Source organism: Wolbachia endosymbiont of Zygogramma bicolorata (assembly GCF_051130665.1).
Lineage (GTDB): Bacteria > Pseudomonadota > Alphaproteobacteria > Rickettsiales > Anaplasmataceae > Wolbachia.
Genome location: NZ_CP149530.1, coordinates 1289458 through 1315045, shown reverse-complemented (window position 1 = coordinate 1315045; position 25588 = coordinate 1289458). Strand labels below are relative to the sequence as shown.

Sequence of the window (25588 nt, the reverse complement as noted above, 5' to 3'; positions counted from 1 at the left end):
AGTTTAATAGAGAGAAGCTATCGAGTCGCTTGTAAGAAAAACACAAACACAAAACTCATCCGTTATTTTTTTCTGATTTGCCTACTGCATTAATTGCTTGACCAATCTCATCTTGTAAACCACCATAATCATTTCTTTCATCATGATTTATCCCTTCAATTCTGCTTTCTAACTCCAGCTTAATTATAGTATTAATTTTATCTATGTTATCGAGAAAGCTTTTACATTCTTCATCACTATACTCTTCGCCAGATGCTTTTTTTTCAACAAATAGGTTTTTAAATCCTACTAAATCGGAATTCTGATCGGTATTCAGTACAACATTTCTCTCTACGAAGCTAAGATCTGATAGTAATAAACTAACCTCTAATAGATCTTCACTTTTAATGTTTGCAAGATTATCAAGATTGTCTAAAATATTAAACACCTTAAGCCTTTCTTGTGCAATCTCTTTGTCTTCCTTATCAAATTCAGACAATAAACTATGATTATCTACAAATTTCTCACTCAAAGCTTTATTTAATTTAGTGAGGTCGATATTGTTGTCTAGTGTGTTGTCTAATAGTAAATCTACTCTTGCCCTACGCGCATTTAAAATGTCATCGTAGTCATTTAACTTTATATTACCATCACCGTCTTGCTGCAGACCATAATAATTTAATCCTTTAAAGTTATGATTCTTCGTCATTATCACCCCTGTTATCAGCCCTTTCATTATTCTCACGTTCTGTATCTTCTCCAAAAAGTAATGAGGTGTCGTAATTTTCGCCTTCTTGATCTCTTTCTTTTTTTCTTCTAGCTCTTTCAGCACGTTTTTCTATAGCTTCCGGAGTATTAGTGTATTTTTCTGTGCCTAACTCTCGTGCTAATTCATTTGATTGATCAGACTTATTTTCCTTTAGTGGTTGATCAAGCTTGTCTTTTTCTGGTTCTCTCTTACGTCCGATAGTGTAATCATGAAGTTTTTCTAAGAAATCTCGCCTATGCGATTTTGCTCTACAGAGGAGATTACCTTGGTAACCATCTTTTTCTCCTGTACGGTGGCTAACTCCTATAGAATCAAGGCCATGCTCCCAAGTAAACTTCATAGCATCTTCTATTGTATAGCCCAAATGTGACCCTACATATCCTTTATAATAATCTAAATATTTACCAATCCTTCTATGCGTAATATCTTCTTTATCAACTCCAAATGCCCTATAAATTTTTTCCTCAAGCTTATCAATGTCATTTTCAGGCGATGTCACAAATTTTGTTGCTTCAATAGTAGCATTTACAAGTTTACGTGGCGCATCAATAGCATGTTTCAGTACACCTCCAACTCTTGGTATCCTACCCAGTAGATTAGCTGTACCTCCGGCTAATCTGTCTGGTAAATGAGTAGCCCAACTGCCTAAAGACTCTAGTTTTCCACCAGCAAAATTTTGCCACTGCTGTTTGAATCCTTCCATTATGCCAACCAAAGGCGATGCTTCATACATTCTAGATATATTGTAAACGCTGAATCCACCACCAGCTATACTTGAGCCCATCTGTTGTACGAACTCGCGTAAGGAGAACATTAAAAATGAAAGCAAGAATAGTACAAAGATCTCTCCTGCATTGATTAAATAACCTCTCTGTATGTCTTGCACTCTTTGGTAATCGCTATTATTTTGATAATCTTTATTTAAGTCAGAGAAATTTTCCAATTTACAGCTTTTATCACTTTTAATCACCTTTTCCACTAAAGACTTTATCTCTCTTTTAAGATCTGGTCTTATGGTACCTTTTCTGTAGTCATCCACTATTTTCCTATAATTTTTACATTTTTCTTCATCTTGCTGAGGTTGACAGTAAAGCTCTGTTATTTTACTATTCATACCACCTATCTTTTTGTCTATATTGTTGATCAGTAATATAATGTTAGCCCTCTCTGATGCATGAGATAAACTATTTGTTAAGCGTACTAGATCCTTTGCACTACAGTTATTATCCACTACTATATCACTTTCCGCAATATAGTGGTCTGCTGGATTATCTTTAGTTCCAGGAATTGGATTAAAGAAAGGATAATCTATATAACGAAACCCTTTTATATGTTCACCATTTTTATCTTTAGGGTAATCCGGTGGAAGCGGGATATATCCAGCGCCTCCAGTAAATTTTATTGTACCACCTTCTCTGCTTATCTTTTCTATACCTTCTATGTTCTTATCTACGTTCAGCGGAGAAGCTTCTCCAAGAGTGTAAGGTACGAAAATTTGCCCTGGGGTCCAACCAAAGTACTGCTTATCAACGATACAAAAACCGCCAAACACCCATTTTGGAGCACATAACCTTACCTCAAACCATTTATTGTAGCATACAGTAAAACCTAACTGCCTATAAAAGGTATTCATTATAATGGAAGCCAGTAATGACAAGAGAGCAAATATCATAATCGACTGTAAACAAAAGCTGATGCAGAATTTTATCCAACCTTCAAACAGACTTTTCAGCGGTGAAAATAAAATAGAGATCAGGAAAAATGGCATGATAGCTATAAGAAAAGCTATACCCATAAAACCAGAGAGAAATATTATGTAAGCATATAAGCACAGCAAGAAATATAAAACTATCCCTATGAAAATTGCTGGTATCATAAGTAAGCTTGCCCACATTTGGTAATGTAAAAACGCTGCAAACTTTTTCCAAACAGAATAAGCAAAAAACTTATTGAACATGTTCTCCATGAACTTAAACAACTTAGCTTCATCTCCTTGAGCAATACTTCCGGTGTTCATGTTGGGAGCAAAATTAGTAATTATACTTATCAGTTGTTCAAGACCTTTAACGAATAGAACGAGAAAATGATCATAGAAAAATCTAAAACTTCCAGGAGATATAAGCACTATTACTAGAGTGATTTTCATCATTCTGATGAGCATATCATGCTTAGTTTCTCGTATCATGCCAAAAAGATAAAGAAGCGATGAAATCATTACAAATAGAACAAGCAAGGAAAGAACAAAATTGTGAAAACTTGAACCTTTTTTAACTATATTCTCAAACATAGTTTGCGCAGCCGCACACTCACTACCTTTACAATCTTTATTAGGTGAGATCAATAAAGTGTCTTTTAGATAATGATAAACTTCATTGAAAAATCCAAAGTTACCTGGTTTTTGTACTCCACCCAAAAACTCAAAAGAGTAGCCACCTACATTATCTAAGTAATATCTATCTAATATTTTTACATATATTTTCCATCCCTTTTCTAACTTCAACTCATTACAATTTCTGTCCTTTAATTTAGTTTTATCTCTGTCTAAAGTAAAAAATCCATTGGCGCTCTCTGCTGTGGAGTTATAACCTAGATGTACAGTAGGATATTGAGGATCGCGCATTAACTTTAGATTTTCGTTAGGATCATCTTTCCCCGTTTGAAACAAAAGATAAGCACCATGACCATTGGTAAACCAACATGGAGCACCACGTGATACTGTATTTGCGCTATCATCTTCATTAATGCACTTGCAATTTACAGTGCAACTTGCATTAGGCTTACTTGAAAATTTTTGTATGCTAGGTTTATAATCATTACAAACTAAGTGAAAGTCAGGTAGACTATTATCACCTGACTTGCCTTCAAATTTAGTTGCATATTTTAACTGCTCCAAGCTTTGTAAGGTATAACTGCCTTTTTTAGATTCCTTCTTGTTATTATTGCTCCAAGATGTCCATGCACCATTAACTCGCACTTTTAAAATATCTCCATTGGTTTCGAGTCCGGTATCCTCCCACTTCACCACTTGGTTATGGTGAAAACCATAATTAATTTCGCCAGTTTCAGGATCAATAACTTCTCCATCTTCTGGAATAAACGCATCGTGATCGTTTGTAAAATGAGCGCTTACTGCAATAGGTTCAGGACCAAAATAATCGGCAGATATGCACCTTGGAAAAGGCATATCATTCTTACTACAACCTGTGATCAGCATATAAGCTGCAAGAAGTAATACCCTAAACCAACATTTGCCTAAGCGTGATTGCATATCTAAACTTTTTCCAAATACAGAAATAAATTTCTAAAACTTTACTTAAAATATCTTTTTAATTAGTTACTCCATAACATCATTCATATCTTACTTCTCTCCATTTCCTTCCTTGTTTTTAGCTTTATCACTAGGATCACTTCTTATTGTTTCATCAGGATTTTTTTGCTGACCTGATTGTTTTGGTGCTTCAGGTTTAGAGCTCCCCCTCTCCTTTTTATCAGGACCTTCTTGCTTACCTGATTGTTCTGGTATTTCAGATTTAGGGCTCATGGAATTATCCTTCACGTCAACTTCCGTCCGATCTTTACCCACTTGTTGCCTAATGTTCTGTATCATACCTTGGGTGTTATTATCAAGGCCAACAGCCGACAGTATAGATTGTGATGCGCTTGTGGCAACTTGACCAACACTGCCAGCAACTCCCCAACCAGAGCTGAATAGTGCTTGTGCCATAGTTTCTGATATAGTAACAAAAGCTTCCATTGCATTAGCAATAATTAAGTACATAAATGCTTGGATCAGATCTATGGGCAACGCTGCAAAGTGCCCACCAGCCCTTTCTCCGGTACTGAGTGCAACATCAACATTAGTGCCAGGACTGTATCCAAGAGGCAGTATTGATTTCATCAAGCACAGATCATACGATAAGAAATTTACGCTAATTAAACATTGATAGCATGCAGAAAAATTTGTGAGATTGTATAGAACTGAATACATCAACTGATTTAAAAGAGATAAAGATGAAAATAAAATAACTGGTTGTACTGCAACGTGAGCCAGCGTTTTTATCCAGTTATCAAACAAGGGTTTAGTCTGTTGAAATAAAATAAACACGATAAACAAAGGTGTTAATGACAGTAAAAACGCTACTAGAACAGTAGATATTACATATTTAAACGTAGCGCTAATAATGCATTTTAAAAACGCAAAAGTAGCGTAGAGTATTGCCAAAAATGCAATAAAGCCAAAAGGACCAGAGAGCATCAACGATAAAAACTTTAACCAAGTTTCTCCTGTGAATAATACTCCTGCTGTTAAGTCTAAGAATGCAAATTTCCCCCCCCCTTCCCCTATATAGCCAGAAAAGCTATCAACTAAATAAGTGCTACCATCTATAAAAAGTCTGGATAAAGTTGTACCAAAAAGTTCCCAGCTTCTATCGCTAAAGGCAAAAGCTATAAATGCTATCTTGAACATTCTTACAATGAAATCAAATTTACTTAGCTGTATTGTTCCAAGCATATAGCCAACGACAGTAAATATAACGTATAGAGTAAGCAAAGCTCTTACTCCTTGAAGAAGACCTCTTGCATATCCTTTGTATGAATCTTTAACGCTGTCACCAATTACTTCTTTTTTCATAAAACCAAATATCTTGTTTATATTTGATGAAATAAAATCATTAATTTTTCTTTTGACAAATAAAGTTACACTATACTTATTGTTTTCGTGATATTTGCCATTTTTGTCCGTAATGTCATCTCTCTCTACGTTGCTTACATCAATACCAAAATATATCTTCTTAGATTCTTCGTTCTGAAAGTGTTTTCCGCTTATTACATCTAATATAGTGTACTCATCTTTTCCGTCTACTCTTTCTCTCACTCCTACCACTTTGAAATCATTAGTTCCCACACCATGCAAATCTTTAGGTGGCTCATCACCCAAATACACATACAGTTTTTCGCCATTAATGTATTCACATGATCTACTTACTTTAACATGATATCCGCCTCTATGAAGGTAGTATTCGCCATTACTTGCTATAGCAAGCATTACATCACTACCGGACTTTATACCTTTATTTACTTCATAATTATGGTTCAACCTTAAAGAAAAATCCTCAAAATTATCATTGGTTTTTGAACACTTACGCACATAATCATAACCTTCTCGCTTATCATTTTCGCCTGCACCCTTTTCCTTTGGAAAACATTGATTACTCACAGTACCACCTTCTTCCTTGTCAGACTTGTCAGGATCATTAATTTTTGCAACGAGAGCTTCGGCCCAGGAAATATCTTCTTCAGTGTTTGATGCAAAATCAATAATGTTAATCTGCTTGGGATCCCCTTTATTTTTCTTAATCTTCTCAAGTCTATCTTCAACCTCTTTAAGGTGAGGATACATATCACATTCGCCGTTTTTACTATCATATTTGTTGTATCTTATAGAAGAGACGCAACTCCCCGGACGACTTATACCCTCTTTAGTATAGCACACATTCTGATAGTAACAGTTAAGCTCATAAGAGCTGTACTTTTTTATCTCGTTAAGATCACAGTTTTTTCCGTTACATAATTCATTCAATCCTATTTTAGCGCGGCGTAAATCGAGTAGCGAACCATATCTCCATGGTTCGTTGTCTTGAATATAACCTTTATTAAAATGTACCTTATTGTCATATGGGGTATACCCATTGCCAACTAGCACTTTGCTTTCCTTTGCTTTTGTTTTATCAAGAGGTAAAAATTTTATTTTATTTCTCTTTCCATCCTGGCCCTCACAAAAAAATTCCTCTCCCTCTTGCTTGCTAACATTCAATATTTCACTTGCTGACACTTTTTCACCTCCTTCTTCAGCTCTATAACAATTGTCATCAAAGCTGATACCTTTCCCTCCTGGGTTGTCATAATCAATTGTTATTTTTCTGGGAACTAAGCTAAAGCTTAACCTGTCACCAGGACTTACTTTTATTCCAGTGTCTACATAACGTCTATTGCTGCCAAATCCTTTACCGCCGCACAATTCGTTTTCATTTACGCCTTTTTCATCAACGCCATAATTATTAGGCACATCGTTAATATTTGCAGCTTTACTATAATTTGGTTCTGAGCCATCAGCACAAAAGCTAGCTGGCACAAGTACTTTCCTTGGATTTTTACCTTCTTTAAGAGGGCAAAAATTTACTGATCCATCGAGGGTGAATTTGATTTCCTCACCCTCACTAATTACCTGACCAGAATCAACCCAATGAATTTTATCGGCTTTATGAACTGGAACATCCACATTAACGCTGGTGTTTCTGCTTTGCAACCCAGGTTCGACACAATCCATGTTACAACCAGTGATTGTAAGACACAGTATCAATAATAGTGATCTTTTACTTATCATTGCTGTCTTCCTGGTTGTGGTATCTGAGGCGTTGACCTTTGAGTCCCTTGTGGTATTTGAGGTCTTGACGCACCTGACTGTTGAAAAGTACCTCCTCTTCTTTGAACGCTTTGTTCATCTAACCCTACTGTTCCCATTAAGCTTTGTTGATATTCTTTTCCAGGTTCGTTTTGCACATAAGCACCAAACAACGAGTCAGATATTGCCGAAGAAGCTTTAACTAAAGCTTTCATAGCGTGTCCCAAAATAACAAAAGCCATCATAGCGGTAATATTAGGTGTATATTTGGAAGCATAACCATAGAAGATACAAGGGTTAAAAATCTTTAGGTTAATACTAAGTATACACGTAGAGCAGACTTCAAAATCAAATACTGAATATATGATATAATCCATAACCTGACTTATCAGTGATATAAAAATTAAAAGCACTACTGGATGAATCGCAAATCTTGCTAAATTTTTAACCCAGTTGTGAAACATCTGCCTAGTATACGCAAATAAAAGACAAATAATAAAAATAGGTGCTAAAGAAAGCAATAACGCAACTATTGCTATAGATGTAATAAAAGAAAATAAGGCATTAAAAATAGATAAGCTCACTGTGATTAAACCCCAAATCACCAAGCAAAAAGATACAATGCCCAAAGGGCCAGAAAATATAAGAGATACTATTAACAATACTGAATGCGATGACAGAAATCTATTTAACGGCAAATCAAGAAACTCAAAAACATTTGAAGTAGTGCCTCTGAAATTTGCTATTTCTATTAACTGTTTTGGGGTGTTAATAAAAATAGAAAATGCATTGTTATAAAAAAAATTCCAACTGTTGTCCTGCAGCAGCTGGGTAATAACTCCTATCTTTACGCATATAATTAGAAACTCATATATAGAAATATGAGTTAATCCAAAAAAGTAGTAAAGGGTATATAAGATTATGTATAATACTAACAGCGATATTATCGTAGATCTAATGGTGTTTGTTTTGCTTGATTTTAGAAAACTTTCGTAAAGATGCTTTACAGGACTAGTATCAGAGTGAATCGCGTTGGAGTCTTTATAACTAGAACCAAAAAATGCAGTTTTCACTTTTTCATCAAAGAAATTATATATTGCACTAAAAGTTCTTGTAGGTGGCTCTTTAGTTGTGAGGTTAATGCTAAACTGACCTTCATTTTTGTAATCGCAGCCATGGTCTCTTATTCCGTAATATATGGTGCCTGTTTTGTCTTTTAACTTTTCTTTTAAGCCTTCCATGTACTCAGTATCATGAACTTGGCTAATATCCACAGATATATCTCCCTGAGTTTCGTCAGGCTCACGTTCAGGAAGTTTGTCAGAGACGCTTATATATAAGCTATTCTCCAGACTATGGTTTTTTGTTACCCTAATGTTGTAACCGCCCTTGCCACCACCATCACCTAACGCAAAAATCAACTCTGAGCCTATTGCATGGTTTTTACTTATCTGATGGTCACAACTAGTACATATACCACCTGTTGGAATGTATTCAAAACCTTCACCATCCATGTGAACACGTAATAGTGTAATATCAGTTTTTACCTGTTTTTCCTTTAATACGTTACTAATAGTTTCAGCAATAACAGATTCACCACTAGAATTTAAAGCATTGAATATCTCACCTTCTATACTATTGTATTCAATATATGCGCAACCTTTGTTTCCGCTGTCGGAAGGAAATTTACATATACGTCCGCAGAGTAAATTCAAAATGCGCGTATCTATTTTGCTTTTCTGATCACTTGAAAGCCCCCTGCAGTCTATATTTCCCCCTTCTTGTTTTATAGAATTGATGAAATTTTTAATCTTTTTTTCATCTTGATCTAACTTCGAAAAATCTGAATCCCAGTACTCTTTTCCATTCAACCATTGCGCATCGCCTATTATATATTTATTAGGACATATTCCATCTTGAATACTACCTTGACATTCTTCTTGATTTAAAACATGTGCAAAATGTTCCGTTTCTTGCTCGCTACACTTTTCATCGATTTTCACATACCTGATTTTTGTCTCACTCTCTTTATCTTTACACACTTTACTTCCAATAACACTAAAGCTTATCGTATCGTCTTTTTTAAGTGCAAATGGTAATGTAACGTCATTTCTCCCAGGCCTAATTGCAAAATCTGCATACTGCTTAGGACAAAAATTAACCTTACTAGGCACTATATTAATCTCTGTTACGCTTCTTATCCCATCTGAGATGTAAACACCAGAATCAACCCACTTCTGCTCTGTTGACACTATATCTAGTTTTTCACGCAAACCTGATAAATTTTCTGGCTTAATACAGTGATCCTCCCCGCATCCAGACAATAAAAAAAGTACCACAAAACTTATGCATAGCTTACCCAAGTTTTGGTTACTTAAACGTTTAAGCATCTGTTACTTACCTTAACTAGCATCACCGCCACCTTAGTTAATCTTTTCGCTGGAACCTTTACCACTATCTCCACCTCCTCCACCAGCACTACCTCTTGCCTTCTTGACAGCCGCAGCAGCAGCTTGACCAACACCTCCAGCAGCGGCTTTGGCAGCAGATAAAGCTTTGCCCACCATTTGTCCAGGTGTACTACCAGAACCGAGTAATGCTCTATGGTTACCAGCAAGTTCAGCAGCCATGTTAGGAAGAATGTTTAAAAAGTGGTAAAAGAGGAATAACACTAGACACAACTTTAATAACTCTCCGATGAGAGAGCTGCCAAACTCCATGTATGTAAAGTAGAATAGACCAAGTATGTTGCTCTTTTTAAAGCTATAATTTTGCATCATACATGCAAGAGTAGTTTCATTTTTATCACATTCACCATCCTTCAATTTGAACCACTGTTTTTTCTTACTATCTGAGGTTTCTGCTTGTTTCTTTTCATATAGCTTATCCGATTCAAATTTCAAATTTTTAAAATATATTTTATCACATGCTATGAACATAAAGGACAAAAACGCAAAAAGGATAACCGGGTATAAGCTATAGGTAATCAACTCTTTCACCCAGCCGTCAAAATATCCTTTGGTGTGTTGGAATAAAACCATAGGAATAAACAAAGGTGATAGAATAACAATTACACTTAAAGCAACTAGAGATAAAATAAATACATAGCACAGCCACAAAATAACCATCATCATCAGAACGGCCATAAATATACAGACAAGAGCTACTAAAATTTGTCCACCAGCGAAAATAATACCAATCACCGAACCTGCAACTAACAAGACAGGAGCAGCGCCAAGCAAGACCGCTAACGTTGCAACACCTCCAGTACCAATTTTGCCACCAATTCCATCTAAAGGGGCACCTAAATAAAATAAAATTCTGCAATCAAGCCTATCCCAAGGTGCAAGGTAGCTGTAAGATATTTTCTTCCCATGACGCATGTATTCATAATCCCTACCTGCTTCATAATTACATATACCTTTACTTTCAGATGATGCCTTCAATACTATTTCTGACAGCCCATTAGAAAGTTTTGTCAAATACTCATAGCCCTGTTGCATGCCACTACCTGTTGCAAAGTAAATCACTAAAGCGAATTTAATGATCAACATGTACATTTCTTGTGGACTACGCACTCCGCCAGACATGGCTTTTATAGAAAACAGTATTAAAGCTAGAACCAAAACAGCAGTTACAGTGTTTTTCAACCTCTTTTGTGCTACAGATAAGAAACTGCCCTTGTTATGTCTATCTTTATCCTTAAGTGGGCTGCCACTTGAATCAATACCTGCAACTAAATTATCTAACGATTCCTTAATGCATTGCACTATCATAGAAGTCACGGGAATAGGAGCTAATGATTTACTCCCTGCCTGGTTATAACAAGCTTCAGAGACATACGAGCTAAAACAGCCAGCATTATCATAACCTACAAAAACTTTTCCTTTTTCTTCCGTTTCCCTTATCAGAGTTTTGTAATCTTTCTTGGGATCAATTTCTATTGGCTTATCAGTATTAACACTGGCCTTATCCTTGAAAATCATCATAGATTTTTCACACATAGGAGCAAGTGGGTCAGGTGGCAATTCCGTGCACCCCATATCAACCCCTTGCGGCCAAGGAGTCATTTCGATACCAAGCATGCTCACACTTCCCAGCTCCACACACAACCTGCCCATTTTTCTTACTGCTTTAAATGTTGACCCATGTATGGTTTCGCTTTGCCCAGCTTTAAGAACTTTACATTTCAGCTCACCATCGACCGTCGGGGACCATGACCCATCTACATATCCAGTATCTTTTTCCCTTACATCAAAGTCTATGTATCCAGGTTTTTCTCTGGAATCAAAGTCTTTCTTGTTAAAAAGATTACCAAAAGTTAAAGGATTTCGATGACATATTTCTATATATTCACTGTATTGCACACCGTTTTTTGGCCAGTAATAACTTTCTGTACTCTCCTGAACGTTAGAATTTAAGGATTCTTTTTCTGCTCTTTTCCCGTCATAGTCTTTTTTGTTCACGTCTTCCCGAGCTTTATCTTGCAAACAAGAAAAATATTCATCTTCTGTTTGGTAATTTTTATTGGTGCAGCCACTATAACCTGTGTCTTCTTTAAAATTTTTGTATTTTCCATCATGACCACGTGCAACTGGGTGTTTAACAAAACTATGTTCACAAACAACAAGCCCCCCTATTGCTTTCCAGACTCCAACAATTGCAGCTATCATTCCAACAATAACAAGAGCGGTAAACAAACCAGCAGAAGAGACGATTAAGACAATGCCAGTAAATATTGCGCCAACAGCAATCGCTATTCCAGCAAGTGCTGCAGCTGTTTTAAACGCCCCACAATCGGGATTAGAGGCACGACTGAAGCTGCCAGTGGAATTAAATCTGCTAACAAATTCTGTCTTGTCAGTACCACTTACTCCATCTGCAAGCACTGGATATGAGAGTAAAAAGTCTATATTTAGTAAAAATATCGCAATTAATAGCAATGACAGCTTAGTCTTAAACATTTTTTACCTTCTGATAAAATATAGGCAACCATACTTTTGGGTTGTCCCCAACTTCATTTAATATATCGTGTAACAATAGAACACTTTCTGCACGTCCGGATAATACGTTGATTATATCATCTAAGTCTTTTAAGTCTATTCTAGCTACCACAGCATTAACTCCTTGTTTCACCAAAAAGAATCTAGTACTCGGATCTGTGTGCTTAATTAATATATATTCACGTTCAGTTAACATAAAAACATCCCGATAGACACTAGTAGCTTTCAGATTTGGTAAAAAAATCTGTGTCGCTGTTTGTTGTACAAGCGTATCGCTAATAGCACTTTTACTTGCATCCTCAACACTCTGAGTAGCAAAAATCACAAAAGCATTTAGTTTTCTCAGTACCTTCAACCAGTCTTTTATCTTGGGTGCAAAAACTGGATTATCTATTAATGCCCATGCCTCATCAAGAACGATAATAGATGGAGTGCCATCAAGAGATATACTAATCCTATGAAATAAATAAATCAATACTGGTCCAAGGGCAACAGGATCTTTGAGCAAGCTAGCCATCTCAAAACCAAATACTCTTGCTCGTGAAAAATCTAGCAAATCTTCTTTATTGTCAAATATTGCAGCATGAGAACCATTATCATGCCACATAGATATTGCCCCAGCTAGAGTATCAGGACCTGCAAGTCCTAAAAACGGTACAAGGTTTCTCAAGAACCTGTCTTCTTTTCTTAATTTAAAATTTCCTTCAATTGCATCATTAATTCGTGCAATATCTTCTGAAGTAAATTTATCATTATATACCGAAATTAAAGACTTTATCCACTCCATTAAAAATGTTCTATTATCAGAGGTGTCATCAAGTTGCAAAGGATTAAAATTTGTTTTAGTTCTTGGTTCTATTACAGTATAGATACCACCAAGTGCTCTTAAGAAAATCTCTGCACCGCGATCTTTGTCAAAAAAGAATATCCTTGGAGAAAATTTTATCGCTTGAGCACATAAGAAATTCATTAAAACAGTTTTACCAGCACCAGTTGGGCCAATTATCATAGTGTGTCCAACATCCCTTATATGAAAGTTGAAAAAAAATGGAGTACCAGATGTCGTGTCGAAAACTGTAACGGCATCTCCCCAGTGGTTATTGAATTTATTACCAGTAGGATAATTATGTTGAGATGCAAATCCAGCCAAATTAAGACTACTTATTGTAGCTTTTCTCACTATATAATCGAAATTACCAGGAATTTGCGCCCAAAATGCTGGTTCAAGGTTAACTCTCTCACAGACAGGGTAAACACCGCAATTAGAAAGCTCTGATTCTACCAACGACAGAGCGTTATCCAATGATTTAGGACTTTTTTCTATACATAAAATAGTCAGGTGATGTTGACCAAATGCAATCTTACCACTCATTGCGTCATCAAGCGCTTGAGAAATTTCTGCTATTTGAGAAATAGCTTTATCTGCAGACTGTATCATTCGATTTTGCTGTATCTGCATTTTTCCAATCGCCATTTGCCTGTTTATAAATTGAAAAGATTGCGTAATTATAAACTCGTAAGGAAGTTGTAAAAACGAATCAAGCATTCCTGCAGAAGTATGATTTCCATATTCTTTGATACTAACTACTCCAGCATATTTACTCTCATTATGAGTCACAACCTGTATCATCTTACGGCCAAAGAATAACCTATGTACTGGTAAGTATCTTGATATTTCAGTTCTTAGCGGAAAAAGCGTATTTGTAACGAAGCCACAATTTACGATTCTAGATAGAAACTCCATTATTTCGCAGAATAAACCATCTGGAGTTTCTTTTACTCCAAGAATTTTAGGCGAATAATTTCTAAGGCTTGTCACTACACGATTTGTCGTTTCCTCTAAATCTTCATACGTGGCACGCATATCACTTTCCCAAGCATGTTTTGAAGTTACATGTCCGAATTTTTTTAGTAGATATGACAAAAATTCTACTCCTTTTGTGTCTGCTCTACGGATAATCGTAATGTATAGGTCATTAATAAATGATTGCCTTGTTGCGTGTTTTTCTCTCCATTTTAGATTTACGTGATTAGCGAAAAAATTCGGCAAACCTTGACTTGCAAATTCATCAGAAAAAATATTTTTTTTACGTCTGATAGTATGAAAATACAAACTAAATGCCGGAGATGAAATGCTTCTGAGCATCTGATTCCTGATATTATTTTGTATTACTAAATCCTCGTCATCGGCGGTTTCAAATGCAAAGCCACTTAATTTTATAACCTTAACCAACCAATTTTCTTTTGTCATCAAGGTTGTGCTATTCCAATAGCAAGAATAAGGAATAAATTCAGCAGCGTGAACTTCCCTGCTCAGAGTAGATTTACTCTTTGATTGAATAGCCCTAAACCTCAGCATCACACAACATTAAGCAATATCATAAGAATTGGCTCCATGATAAAAACGATTTAAACATTTCGAGCACTTTCCTAATTTTACCATAAATAATTCAATAAACAAAGGTTCTTTTGCAGAAGCTATATAGCCAAGTCCATGTATACCTGGTAACATTAAGAGAATCACTCTCAAATCATTTGAATTAATGAAAATTAGCAGGCAAATCAGAACGTTTAATATTGCAAACATATAACTCACACCAAAGAGCATTGCAGGTCTTGTAAGACCTTTAAATAATTGATCTGTTTGTATACTACCTGTGGACATATCTTTAACCTTCTAATAATAGCTCTAACACTAATACTATATCATTATATTAAAAATCCATTGAAACTAGTAGCACTTTAAGTTAAGATACATTGATTAATAATTTAACCCAGATAATGACAAGTTGGCCATTTCAAGAAGCAGAAAAAATATTGCAAGAGTTTCCTAATAAAAAAGAAATAATATTTGAAACTGGTTATGGACCCTCTGGTTTACCCCACATAGGAACCTTTGGAGAGGTTTTCCGCACTACAGTTGTTGTAAATGCATTAAAAAAAATAGCTCCTGGTATAAAAACCAAAATCATTGCAGTTTCAGATGATATGGATGGTTTGCGAAAAATACCAGATAATGTGCCAAATCAAGAGATGCTAAGGGAGCACTTAAATAAACCATTGACTATGATACCCGATCCATTTGGCACTCATGAGAGTTATGGTCATCACATGAATTCGTTGTTGTGTAAATTTCTTGATTTGTTTGAATTTGAATACGAATTTAGGAGTGCAACAGAGTGTTATAAATCTGGCGTTTACGATGAAAAACTTTTACTCCTGCTGAAAAATTATGATAAAGTGATGGACGTAATGCTTCCATCATTTCGGGAAGAAAGGCAGCAGACTTACAGTCCATTCTTGCCGATATGCCCAAAAACTTCCCAAGTTTTACAAGTTCCAGTAATTGAAACAAATACAGATAAAGGAACAATCACGTATGAAGACCCAAACGGGGAAAAAATAGAAGTTCCAGTGACAAAAGGAAAATGTAAACTGCAATGGAAACCTGATTGGGGAATGAGGTGGGCCGCATTTGGAGTAAATTATGAAGCTCACGGAAAAGATTTAACTCCATCTGCTGTGCTTTCAAGTCAAATATGTGAAATACTTGGAGAAAAGCCACCACTTCTGTTTTGCTACGAGCTTTTCCTTGATAAAGAAGGAAAGAAAATATCAAAATCAAGAGGAAATGGCATTTCGATTGAAGAGTGGCTAACTTACGCACCAACGGAGAGTTTATCACTGTATATTTTTCAGAGCCCTAAAAAAGCTAAACGTTTATATTTTGATGTGATACCAAAATCAACCGATGAGTATCTAGAGTTTGTAAGGTGCTATAATGAGAGTAAAGAAAAAGATATAAATAATCCTGCATGGCATATTCATCAAGGTGAAGTTCCCAGTATAGAAACTTCAGGTATAAATTTTACGCTACTTTTAAACCTAGCGGCGGCTTGTAACGCTGAAAACAAAGAGATTCTCTGGGGTTTTATATCCACTTATGCACCAAGCGTCACACCAGAAAATAATAAAATGCTCGATAGACTTTCAGACTTTGCAGTAAAGTATTACCACGATTTTATCAAACCAACAAAATCATATAAAACTCCAAATGCAAAAGAGAAAGAAGCGTTACTAGATTTGAAGGACACTTTACATTCTCTATCTACAACTGTTACTGCTGAAGAAATTCAATCTCAGGTATTTTCTATTGGAAAAAAATATGATTATACCAACTTACGTGACTGGTTTCAGCTATTATATGAAACGTTACTTGGCCAAAAAACCGGTCCAAGAATGGGATCTTTCATAAAGCTTTATGGAATAGATAATACGATTTCTCTCATAGAAAGCGCTACTAAATGTATACTTTAGAGTTTACCTTCTTTCATTTGAGCTCTTTAGTTTTTAGTTCTGCCTTCTAAGGCTTTTACTCGTGACAACCACTGTGCCTGCGATCTTGTCGTGCCAAGTTTGACAGCGTTTGTTGAAATTTGACCATAAAAAGCCCAAGAATAATGGTGCAGCTGACAATATAAAGGAAAAAAATCTCTTTGTTGCTTGTCTTAGGGTCATCTTTTCGAAAGTTTGTGCATCCACAACTCTAAGCCCAAGTAATAGTTTTCCAGGTGTAGCAGCAAACCTTACCCACATATATGTTACATAGCAAAAGAGCATAATGCATTGGACTATTTGATTTAGGATTTGTAATTTTATAAGTTTACTCTGCGTTGTCTTTTCTTCTGCAGACAGTGGCGCTTGCATTTGGTATTTTGCAGCAATTTGACTTAATATTTTGCTATCCTCTGAGTTCATAAAGAGCTTATTTAAGGCTTGGCTGCAAAACTGCAAGAACAAAACGATAATAATCAAATCAAGCAATACTGATATATAGCGCCTAAGTCCTGTTACATAACATATCCCATTTTCATCTTTCTTTACCTTTTGAATAACATTTATAGAAGAAAAAATAGAAAATAAACGATTAAAAAATTTATGTAACATATATATACTTTCCAATATTTAACGTGCCCCTGGCCGGACTTGAACCAGCATGCTTTTGCAAGCAACAGATTTTGAGTCTGCCGTGTCTACCATTCCACCACAGGGGCATTAAGTTTTAATGCTATAGGCAACACGGAATTAGTCAAATTTTATATGTCTTTCAAATGAGGACTAAATATTCTACAATAATCAACAGTTACTCTCAAAACTTAAAATGAATGAATTAGCTAGTCTCCTCAGTTCAAGAAGTGTAGATAAGGAAATATGTAAATTACCGCATAATTTAGAAGCTGAACAGATGCTTATTGGTGCAATGATTCGTGATAATAGAATCTGTGATGCAGTTGAAGACACAATCACAGCAGAAAAGTTCTATGATCCATTACATCAAAGTATTTTTACGCAGATATCCAAAACCAGGAAACACGGTATAGTTGCCAATGAACTAAGCCTCAAAATGTTTTTTGAGAACGACCAAGCGTTTACCGAGTGTGGTGGGGTAGAGTACTTAGCAAAGCTTGCAGCAAAGGCAAGTATTGCACTTGATATCTATAGTTTGACTAGAATAATCCGTGATACTTACTTAAGGAGATGTTTAATTAAGCTCGGGCAAGAAATAGTTGGTGATAGCTACAACTACGATATTGAAAATCCTGCACAGGCGCAAATTGAACAAGCAATGACAAAATTGTTCAACTTAGCAGTAAAAAAACAAGGTGAGAAAACATATATAAAACTTGCAAGTTCAATTAAAGACGTAGTTGAGAAGATCAGCACACTGAAAAATAATCCAGAAGCGCTGGGCGTTACAACCGGACTTCAAGATCTAAATCAGCTTCTTGGTGGCCTACAAAAATCTGATTTATTAATTTTAGCTGCAAGGCCTTCTATGGGTAAGACAGCACTGGCGCTAAACATCGCACTTAATGCTTGTAAGATGTTGCAAAAAAGAGCAGATAAACAACACTATGTAGCGTTTTTCTCACTTGAAATGTCAGCAGAACAATTAACCGCAAGGCTGATCACTATAGATTCAGGGATTAGTTATTATAAGGCATTAACCGGGAGAATTAGTGATTTTGAATTGCATGAATTTATCAATGCTAGTACAGAATTATCTGAACTGCCTTTCATCATAGATGACACCCCTGCGCTATCAATTAGTGCCCTTCGCACCAGAATACGCTTGCTGTATCAATTATATAATGTAGAAGTGGTATTCATTGATTATTTGCAGCTAATCAGAGGAACAACAAAAAGAAGTAATGAAAATAGAGTACAAGAAATCTCGGAAGTGACGCAGGGTTTGAAAGCAATTGCAAAAGAGCTGAATATTCCCGTTGTTGCACTATCTCAGCTCTCTCGTTCTGTTGAGCAGAGGGATGATAAAAAACCACAACTTTCTGATTTACGTGATTCAGGAAGCATAGAGCAAGACGCAGATATAGTAATGTTTCTCTATAGAGAAGAATACTACGAATTGAGAAAGCAACCAAGTGAAGGAAGCAATAAACATCGAGAGTGGCAAGAAAAAATGGAAAAAATTAGAAATATTGCAGAGCTTGTTATTGCAAAGCAGAGAAATGGGCCAATTGGCAGTGTGAAGCTATATTTTGACTCTAACAGAGGTTCGTTTAAAGATTACACGGAGAGGCATAGTGTGTAGCTTGGCAGCAATCTTCTTATTTCTAAATTTACTAGCTTATATCTTATCGTATCAAAATTAACTTGACTTTACTTCTTAATTGATGTTAAACTCATTTAACATAATACGTGATGAATAATCATGATAAGTAAAAACAATGTACCCTATCTTGTAGCTGGTGCTCTGGCTACTCTAACTTTATTAGCATCTGGAGTGTTTGCTGCAGCTCCTTATATTGGTTTCTTAGCTCCAGTTGCAGCATTAAGTGTTGGCCTGCCATTTATTATTGGTGGTGCTGTATTTTCTGCTGTAGCTATGGCACTTTCGTATAAAGCAATTAGTAAGAATAAAACTATTTCTGAGAAAGATGTTCAACTGGCTGAGAAAGTAGAAGAAATATCTAAAAAAGATGCTCAACTAGCTAAAGAAGAAGATAAAGTACAGGCTCAAAAGCAAACAATTTCTGAGTTAGAAGCTAAGATACAAGCTCAAGAGCAAACAATTTCTGGGCAAAATGACCAACTGACTAAAAAAGAAGCGGAAGTAAAAGCTAAAGAGGAGGAAAATTCTAAGCAAAAAATTGAAATTAATAAAAAAAATGAGGAGATTGATAATCAAAAAAAAGAAATAGAAGAACTTAAACACAAGAAAACTTTTGTTCCGCAAGCAATGAAGAATATCAAAGAAGCATCTCAAGAAGTATTTGCATATGTAGCAGAAGCCTACAGTAGTGGACGCGTTCATAGTACTATTAAGCAGCGCCGTAGTGATGTTGCGAATGACTTAAAAAATGTCGTAGGTAGTGCGAAAAATGCTTATGGCACATCAGTTGAGTATGTAAAAGGGAAATTTAATAGTGCTGGAAATAAATTAAAAAATGTTTATGGTACATCAGTTGAGTATACAAAAGGAGCACTTAACAGCGTTGGAAGCAGCTTGTACAGTGTACTTTATGGTACTAAGGTTTCTAGTCCGGAAGAGCAGTTTAAGCGTGAAGATGGATCTAAACCTAGTATGCAAGAACTAACTAGTTTGGATTACTTAGATCTTGCAGTTTCTTCCAGTGAGCAAAAGCAACGAGCTAATAGTTTGGATTATTTAAATATTGATAACGACGTTCCTAAGCAACCTGATCATTTAAGTATTGATGCTGCTAAAAGGTATTTAATGAGTCTTTCTGAGGATCAGGATGTATTTTATGATGCAGAATCTGGTGATGAAAAAGATACTAAGATTTCTAGCCTGAAAGAGCAGTTGGATGAAAACAGCAAAACAAAAATTCAGTCAAGAATTTCTGATTTATGTGAGTCAGTAAAAGGGAAATTTACCAGTTTTTGGAGTGGGGTACAAAGTATCTATAGTAAAAATGTTTATAATAGTTGTGCGCTAGGTACTGATCTGTTGCATGCTCAACATACAAGGACCTTGGCTAATGGTAACCGTTCACGGAGATAAGGTGGTTTACAAAGTAAGTATAAAAGTGTAAAGAGATAGGAAGCTAAATATGGAATGGGTAAATGACAACAGTGCTGCAAGAAAAGGTTGTAGCAGAAAACGCTAATCTCAAGGAAGAAATAAAAGCACTGATCAGAGAAAATGATAGCTTGAAAGCAAAAATAGTTGAATTAGAAGACAAATTGGGCTTAAATTCGCAAAATTCATCGCTGCCACCATCACGAGATATATATCGTAAGAAAGCAAAAAAGAAAAGTGATAAAAAACCAGGAGGTCAGCCAGGACATAAGGTGCATAAGCGTGAATTAATGGCTGCAGACGAGGTAGTGAGATGCACAATTGATACAATTTGTATGTGTGGAGGTAAGATTACTTTAGAAGATGAAATTATTCATCAGAAGGCAGAGTTGCCAGAAATTAAGCCAATTGTAACTGAGTACAGGTTGCAAAGAGGAGATTGTAGAGTATGTAATAAAAGAATTACAGCAAATTTACCCGAAGGTGTTGCAAGAGATTTTCTAGGACCCAATGCTAAAACAGTTATAAGCAGCCTTAGCGGCTTTTTTATTAACTCAAAAAGAGAGGTACAGCAAATTTTGGGCAGTATTTTTAATCTAAATATAAGCCTTGGTTTAGTCTCAAATACTGAACGCAGGGTATCGAAGAAGTGTGCATCTGAATATGAGAAAATGAAGGAAGAGTTGCAAGGAAGCGAGTATTTGCATATAGACGAAACAGGGCACAGAAATCAAGGAAAGAGAGGCTGGAGTTGGGTAATAACAAACAAAGCGTTGACACTTCTGAAGGTAAGCGAGTCTCGTGGTAAGAAGGTGTTGAAGAGTTTACTGCCAGAATATGATGGTATATTTGTGAGCGATAGATACGCTGTATACAATTACTTCAATCGTGAAAATAGACAGATATGTTGGGCACATCTGGCAAGAGATTTTGAGAGATTTGCCCATAGTAAAAATGTTGAAGTGAGCAAAATTGGCCAAGCACTAAAATCGCTCAGCAATAAGGTGTTTGTAGTAGATAAGGCAAAAAAACAAAATTTGATAGATAATTTGAGATTTTATCGACTGGTGCGAAAAATTCGGAAAAGGGTAAAACATTTTTTACGTAAAATGACGAGGGTTGCAAATAGCACTCAAGCTTCAAGAATGGCCGCTAAGATGTTACGATCTGAGGATATGATGTGGAAGTTTTTAAGAAAACCTGAAGTGATAGAAACAACTAATAACCTTGCAGAACGGCAAATTAGACGGTACGTAATTTATCGTAAAAACAGCTTTTTCACCTGGTCAGAACGTGGAGAAAGATTCGTGGAAAGAATGTTGTCGATATTTTTGACATCACGTCTAAATGGCCAGAACCCCTTTCAAAAGCTACAGAATCTAGTAGCTGTCACTGCTTAGTTCTTTAATTCATTCTCACAATCCGTGAACGGTTACGGCTAATGTACCACAAGAAGAGGTTATAAATAAAGAAGCTCAAAAGCCAGAAGAGCAAGCAGACCAAAAGCCAAATCTTCAAAGGGACAACGTAACCGTTCACGGAGATAAGGTGGTTTACAAAGTAAGTATAAAAGTGTAAAGAGATAGGAAGCTAAATATGGAATGGGTAAATGACAACAGTGCTGCAAGAAAAGGTTGTAGCAGAAAACGCTAATCTCAAGGAAGAAATAAAAGCACTGATCAGAGAAAATGATAGCTTGAAAGCAAAAATAGTTGAATTAGAAGACAAATTGGGCTTAAATTCGCAAAATTCATCGCTGCCACCATCACGAGATATATATCGTAAGAAAGCAAAAAAGAAAAGTGATAAAAAACCAGGAGGTCAGCCAGGACATAAGGTGCATAAGCGTGAATTAATGGCTGCAGACGAGGTAGTGAGATGCACAATTGATACAATTTGTATGTGTGGAGGTAAGATTACTTTAGAAGATGAAATTATTCATCAGAAGGCAGAGTTGCCAGAAATTAAGCCAATTGTAACTGAGTACAGGTTGCAAAGAGGACATTGTAGAGTATGTAATAAAAGAATTACAGCAAATTTACCCGAAGGTGTTGCAAGAGATTTTCTAGGACCCAATGCTAAAACAGTTATAAGCAGCCTTAGCGGCTTTTTTATTAACTCAAAAAGAGAGGTACAGCAAATTTTGGGCAGTATTTTTAATCTAAATATAAGCCTTGGTTTAGTCTCAAATACTGAACGCAGGGTATCGAAGAAGTGTGCATCTGAATATGAGAAAATGAAGGAAGAGTTGCAAGGAAGCGAGTATTTGCATATAGACGAAACAGGGCACAGAAATCAAGGAAAGAGAGGCTGGAGTTGGGTAATAACAAACAAAGCGTTGACACTTCTGAAGGTAAGCGAGTCTCGTGGTAAGAAGGTGTTGAAGAGTTTACTGCCAGAATATGATGGTATAGTTGTGAGCGATAGATACGCTGTATACAATTACTTCAATCGTGAAAATAGACAGATATGTTGGGCACATCTGGCAAGAGATTTTGAGAGATTTGCCCATAGTAAAAATGTTGAAGTGAGCAAAATTGGCCAAGCACTAAAATCGCTCAGCAATAAGGTGTTTGTAGTAGATAAGGCAAAAAAACAAAATTTGATAGATAATTTGAGATTTTATCGACTGGTGCGAAAAATTCGGAAAAGGGTAAAACATTTTTTACGTAAAATGACGAGGGTTGCAAATAGTACTCAAGCTTCAAGAATGGCCGCTAAGATGTTACGATCTGAGGATATGATGTGGAAGTTTTTAAGAAAACCTGAAGTGATAGAAACAACTAATAACCTTGCAGAACGGCAAATTAGACGGTACGTAATTTATCGTAAAAACAGCTTTTTCACCTGGTCAGAACGTGGAGAAAGATTCGTGGAAAGAATGTTGTCGATATTTTTGACATCACGTCTAAATGGCCAGAACCCCTTTCAAAAGCTACAGAATCTAGTAGCTGTCACTGCTTAGTTCTTTAATTCATTCTCACAATCCGTGAACGGTTACGGGACAACAGCATAAACAATACGGAAGAAGGCGGTAAAAATAAAAGAATTGGAGCCGCAAGAAGAAAAGGAAAACAAGCACAAGTAGAACAACCTATAGTGTATGCAGTTAGAACAAGTAATAAATATGATTTGTTATCACCTGAATATTTCCTTGGTTAAACATCAAACCTCAAAAAAACCGGCGTAGGTTTAGGTAGTGTAATGCCTGAACTTACGCATGCGTTGCACAGAGATTTTAAATCTCGTTGTTCTTTTGGAATTTGCAATTGATCAAGTATCATTTCCGCTGACTTGGGAACGATTGGCTGCAATAAAATGCCTATTATTCTTATATATTCCAGTAATTTGTAGATTACTAAATTCATGCGTTCTCTATCAGTTTTGCTTAATGTCCAGGGTGCACTTTTGTCTATATAAGCATTGGCTTCAGAAGAGATGTTGATAATTAGAAGTATAATCTGGTTAAACTCATACTTTGATAGGTGATTCATCACCTGATCGAGTATAGCTTTGCAACCTGGAAGACTTTCTTCACCTTTAAGTAGGCTTTGATCGATTGTTGGTACAATTCCAGAACATTGCTTGTGTAAAAATGAAATTGTTCTTTGTACTAAATTGCCTATATTGTTTGCAAGTTCTGAGTTTATGCGGCTGATCATGTTTTTCTTACTAAAGTTGCCATCCTGGCCAAAACTTGCTTCTCGAAGGAGAAAATAGCGTAGTTGATCAACACCAAACTCTTGAGCGAGGCCAATTGGATCTATGACATTACCAAGAGACTTGGATATTTTTTCTCCTTCGTTTAGCCACCAACCATGAACTGCAATTTGTTTTGGCAGTGGCAAATCTGCTGCAAGGAGAATCGCTGGCCAATACACAGCATGAAAGCGCAATATGTCTTTGCCGATTACATGAACGTTGAAAGAGTTGTCAGCTAGGTTTGCAGTGCTTGACAATGGAATCTGTATTTCTGGTTCTGCCCAAAACTTCTTATATTCTTCACCTTCAGTACTAGGGAAACCTATTGATGTAAGATAATTGGTTAATGCATCTATCCAGACATAGATTACGTGTTTGTCATTACCTGGTACTTTTATTCCCCAGTTAAAACTAGTGCGAGAGATTGAGAGGTCAATGAGCCCTGATCTTACAAACGATACCACTTCATTTTTTCTGCTCTCAGGAAAGATAAAATTTGGCTGATTTTCATATAGTTCTAGTAATTTATCCTGCCAATTCGACAAACGAAAAAAGTAGCTCTCTTCTTTTACCCATTCAACCTCAGCACCTGTTGGTGCTTTGCCATCTATCAGCTCTGATTCCTGATAAAATGCTTCATCACGAACTGAATACCAACCCGAATAGGAATCCAAATATATTTGTCCTCTCTCTTCAAGCCTATTCCATAAAGCTACCACTGCTTTTTCATGACGTTCCTCCGTAGTGCGAATAAAATCGTCATACTCAAAATTCATGAACTTAGCTAATTCTTTAAATGAAACACTCACTTCATCTGTAAATTCTTTTGGCTGCATTTCCTTTGCTTTAGCTGCTTTTTCTATTTTTTGTCCATGTTCATCTGTACCGGTGGTAAATTTGACATTTTTCCCAGCTAGTTTCATGAACCTTGCCACCACGTCACACAAGAGAGAAGTGTATGCATGACCGATATGCGGCTTATCGTTTACGTAATATATTGGCGTGGTGATGTAAAAACTCTCAAATCGATTCATGGTTTAGCATTTTGATAAAAATCAACTGAGTTAATTATAGTATTAAAAAGGCAGTAATAAATAAATATTGATTGGGTTAAGCATAATTTTTGAGAAAAGCTATTTACTGAAATTTTATTAAAATAAGAAACAATCAGGTATGATTATTGAAAGAACAATGGGAAATTTTCTTGTAATTCTATTTGTAGTTTTAATTTTCTCCTATGCATTTGATGCACACGCTGATGGAGCAACAGATGTAATGTGTAATGTAATAGGTTACGTTCATGGAATAGGTGGACCAATGATTACAGTAGTAGTAATTGGTACAAGCTTGCTTGCAATATTTGGAAGAATGCCTTGGCCTTCACTTTTCTCACTTGGTATGTTTGTTGCTGTGTTTTTTGGTGCACCTAAAATTGCAACAGCGATAACAGAAAAAAACGTTTGTAATTTTCTTGAAGATCAAATGCCGGTTCGTTGTCCTTATAAAGGTCAAACGTTGGTTCAAGGAAAGTGTGTTGCTGCTCCTGGATATGAACGTGTAGGTACAAGTTATTCTTGTCGTCGCGGTTGGGCGCTAACTAATAAAGGCTACTGTATAAAAGCTGGCCAAGATCCTTCAGAGTATTGGAAGTGAAAATGGTGCTTTTA

At 36.0% G+C, this 25588-nt stretch carries 15 protein-coding genes and 1 tRNA gene; 6 read left to right on the top strand and 10 right to left on the bottom strand.

Features of this window, described 5'->3' with window-relative positions; genetic code table 11:
• Positions 1-55: 55 nt before the first annotated feature.
• The 7 genes from WKH12_RS06170 to WKH12_RS06140 form a co-directional block, all read right to left on the bottom strand.
• Positions 56-688, bottom strand: a complete 633-nt coding sequence (locus WKH12_RS06170; protein WP_264735679.1) for a WD_0853 family protein — start codon at positions 686-688, stop codon at positions 56-58.
• On the bottom strand, positions 672-4016 hold the full coding sequence (locus tag WKH12_RS06165; RefSeq protein ID WP_434732268.1) for a TrbL/VirB6 family protein: 3345 nt from the start codon (positions 4014-4016) through the stop codon (positions 672-674). The genes WKH12_RS06170 and WKH12_RS06165 overlap by 17 nt, the downstream gene beginning before the upstream one ends.
• Positions 4017-4106: 90 nt before the next feature.
• Complete coding sequence (locus WKH12_RS06160) at positions 4107-7133, bottom strand: TrbL/VirB6 family protein (protein WP_434732267.1); 3027 nt, start codon at positions 7131-7133, stop codon at positions 4107-4109.
• Positions 7130-9541: a TrbL/VirB6 family protein gene (locus WKH12_RS06155; protein WP_434732266.1), complete on the bottom strand. Its 2412-nt coding sequence runs from the start codon at positions 9539-9541 to the stop codon at positions 7130-7132. Before WKH12_RS06155 ends, WKH12_RS06160 begins: the two co-directional genes overlap by 4 nt.
• 33 nt (positions 9542-9574) lie before the next feature.
• Entirely contained in the window at positions 9575-12115 is a 2541-nt protein-coding gene (locus WKH12_RS06150; RefSeq protein WP_434732265.1) for a TrbL/VirB6 family protein, read from the bottom strand.
• Complete coding sequence (locus tag WKH12_RS06145; RefSeq protein WP_434732667.1) at positions 12108-14513, bottom strand: VirB4 family type IV secretion/conjugal transfer ATPase; 2406 nt, start codon at positions 14511-14513, stop codon at positions 12108-12110. Before WKH12_RS06145 ends, WKH12_RS06150 begins: the two co-directional genes overlap by 8 nt.
• A 9-nt stretch (positions 14514-14522) precedes the next feature.
• Entirely contained in the window at positions 14523-14819 is a 297-nt protein-coding gene (locus WKH12_RS06140) for a type IV secretion system protein VirB3 (RefSeq protein ID WP_253307377.1), read from the bottom strand.
• Between the two features lie 116 nt (positions 14820-14935).
• Here WKH12_RS06140 and WKH12_RS06135 point away from each other — a divergent pair, with 116 nt between their 5' ends.
• Complete coding sequence (locus WKH12_RS06135; RefSeq protein WP_265016662.1) at positions 14936-16471, top strand: lysine--tRNA ligase; 1536 nt, start codon at positions 14936-14938, stop codon at positions 16469-16471.
• A gap of 33 nt (positions 16472-16504) precedes the next feature.
• Here the strand turns inward: WKH12_RS06135 and WKH12_RS06130 are convergent, their stop codons facing one another.
• Together WKH12_RS06130 and WKH12_RS06125 are read right to left on the bottom strand one after the other, a co-directional pair.
• On the bottom strand, positions 16505-17101 hold the full coding sequence (locus tag WKH12_RS06130; RefSeq protein ID WP_434732264.1) for an RDD family protein: 597 nt from the start codon (positions 17099-17101) through the stop codon (positions 16505-16507).
• Positions 17102-17125: 24 nt separating this feature from the next.
• Positions 17126-17208: transfer RNA gene (locus WKH12_RS06125), tRNA-Leu, on the bottom strand.
• Between the two features lie 107 nt (positions 17209-17315).
• Between WKH12_RS06125 and WKH12_RS06120 the strand changes: the two genes are divergently transcribed.
• From WKH12_RS06120 to tnpC (WKH12_RS06105), 4 genes are all read left to right on the top strand, one after another.
• On the top strand, positions 17316-18767 hold the full coding sequence (locus WKH12_RS06120; RefSeq protein WP_434732263.1) for a replicative DNA helicase: 1452 nt from the start codon (positions 17316-17318) through the stop codon (positions 18765-18767).
• 120 nt (positions 18768-18887) lie between these two features.
• Entirely contained in the window at positions 18888-20201 is a 1314-nt protein-coding gene (locus WKH12_RS06115; RefSeq protein ID WP_434732262.1) for a hypothetical protein, read from the top strand.
• 62 nt (positions 20202-20263) lie between these two features.
• Positions 20264-21619 (top strand): IS66 family transposase, encoded by a 1356-nt coding sequence (gene tnpC / locus WKH12_RS06110; protein WP_434732261.1) that lies wholly within the window; start codon positions 20264-20266, stop codon positions 21617-21619.
• Between the two features lie 209 nt (positions 21620-21828).
• On the top strand, positions 21829-23184 hold the full coding sequence (gene tnpC, locus WKH12_RS06105; protein ID WP_253309750.1) for an IS66 family transposase: 1356 nt from the start codon (positions 21829-21831) through the stop codon (positions 23182-23184).
• Between the two features lie 193 nt (positions 23185-23377).
• On the opposite strand, the gene metG is transcribed toward tnpC (WKH12_RS06105), so the two are convergent.
• Complete coding sequence (gene metG / locus WKH12_RS06100; protein WP_434732260.1) at positions 23378-24955, bottom strand: methionine--tRNA ligase; 1578 nt, start codon at positions 24953-24955, stop codon at positions 23378-23380.
• 139 nt (positions 24956-25094) lie between these two features.
• On the opposite strand from metG, the gene WKH12_RS06095 reads away from it, so the two are divergent.
• Positions 25095-25574: a TrbC/VirB2 family protein gene (locus WKH12_RS06095; RefSeq protein WP_434732259.1), complete on the top strand. Its 480-nt coding sequence runs from the start codon at positions 25095-25097 to the stop codon at positions 25572-25574.
• The last annotated feature ends 14 nt before the right edge of the window (positions 25575-25588 follow it).

Excerpts from the sequence above, each read along its gene's own strand:
- WKH12_RS06160 (WP_434732267.1), bottom strand. The coding sequence starts at position 7,133 with ATGATAAGTAAAAGATCACTATTATTGATACTGTGTCTTACAATCACT.
- WKH12_RS06095 (WP_434732259.1), top strand. The coding sequence starts at position 25,095 with ATGATTATTGAAAGAACAATGGGAAATTTTCTTGTAATTCTATTTGTA.
- WKH12_RS06135 (WP_265016662.1), top strand. The coding sequence starts at position 14,936 with ATGACAAGTTGGCCATTTCAAGAAGCAGAAAAAATATTGCAAGAGTTT.
- tnpC (WP_253309750.1), top strand. The coding sequence starts at position 21,829 with ATGACAACAGTGCTGCAAGAAAAGGTTGTAGCAGAAAACGCTAATCTC.
- WKH12_RS06140 (WP_253307377.1), bottom strand. The coding sequence starts at position 14,819 with ATGTCCACAGGTAGTATACAAACAGATCAATTATTTAAAGGTCTTACA.
- WKH12_RS06120 (WP_434732263.1), top strand. The coding sequence starts at position 17,316 with ATGAATGAATTAGCTAGTCTCCTCAGTTCAAGAAGTGTAGATAAGGAA.
- metG (WP_434732260.1), bottom strand. The coding sequence starts at position 24,955 with ATGAATCGATTTGAGAGTTTTTACATCACCACGCCAATATATTACGTA.
- WKH12_RS06165 (WP_434732268.1), bottom strand. The coding sequence starts at position 4,016 with ATGCAATCACGCTTAGGCAAATGTTGGTTTAGGGTATTACTTCTTGCA.
- WKH12_RS06130 (WP_434732264.1), bottom strand. The coding sequence starts at position 17,101 with ATGTTACATAAATTTTTTAATCGTTTATTTTCTATTTTTTCTTCTATA.
- WKH12_RS06155 (WP_434732266.1), bottom strand. The coding sequence starts at position 9,541 with ATGCTTAAACGTTTAAGTAACCAAAACTTGGGTAAGCTATGCATAAGT.
- WKH12_RS06145 (WP_434732667.1), bottom strand. The coding sequence starts at position 14,513 with ATGCTGAGGTTTAGGGCTATTCAATCAAAGAGTAAATCTACTCTGAGC.
- WKH12_RS06150 (WP_434732265.1), bottom strand. The coding sequence starts at position 12,115 with ATGTTTAAGACTAAGCTGTCATTGCTATTAATTGCGATATTTTTACTA.
- tnpC (WP_434732261.1), top strand. The coding sequence starts at position 20,264 with ATGACAACAGTGCTGCAAGAAAAGGTTGTAGCAGAAAACGCTAATCTC.
- WKH12_RS06170 (WP_264735679.1), bottom strand. The coding sequence starts at position 688 with ATGACGAAGAATCATAACTTTAAAGGATTAAATTATTATGGTCTGCAG.
- WKH12_RS06115 (WP_434732262.1), top strand. The coding sequence starts at position 18,888 with ATGATAAGTAAAAACAATGTACCCTATCTTGTAGCTGGTGCTCTGGCT.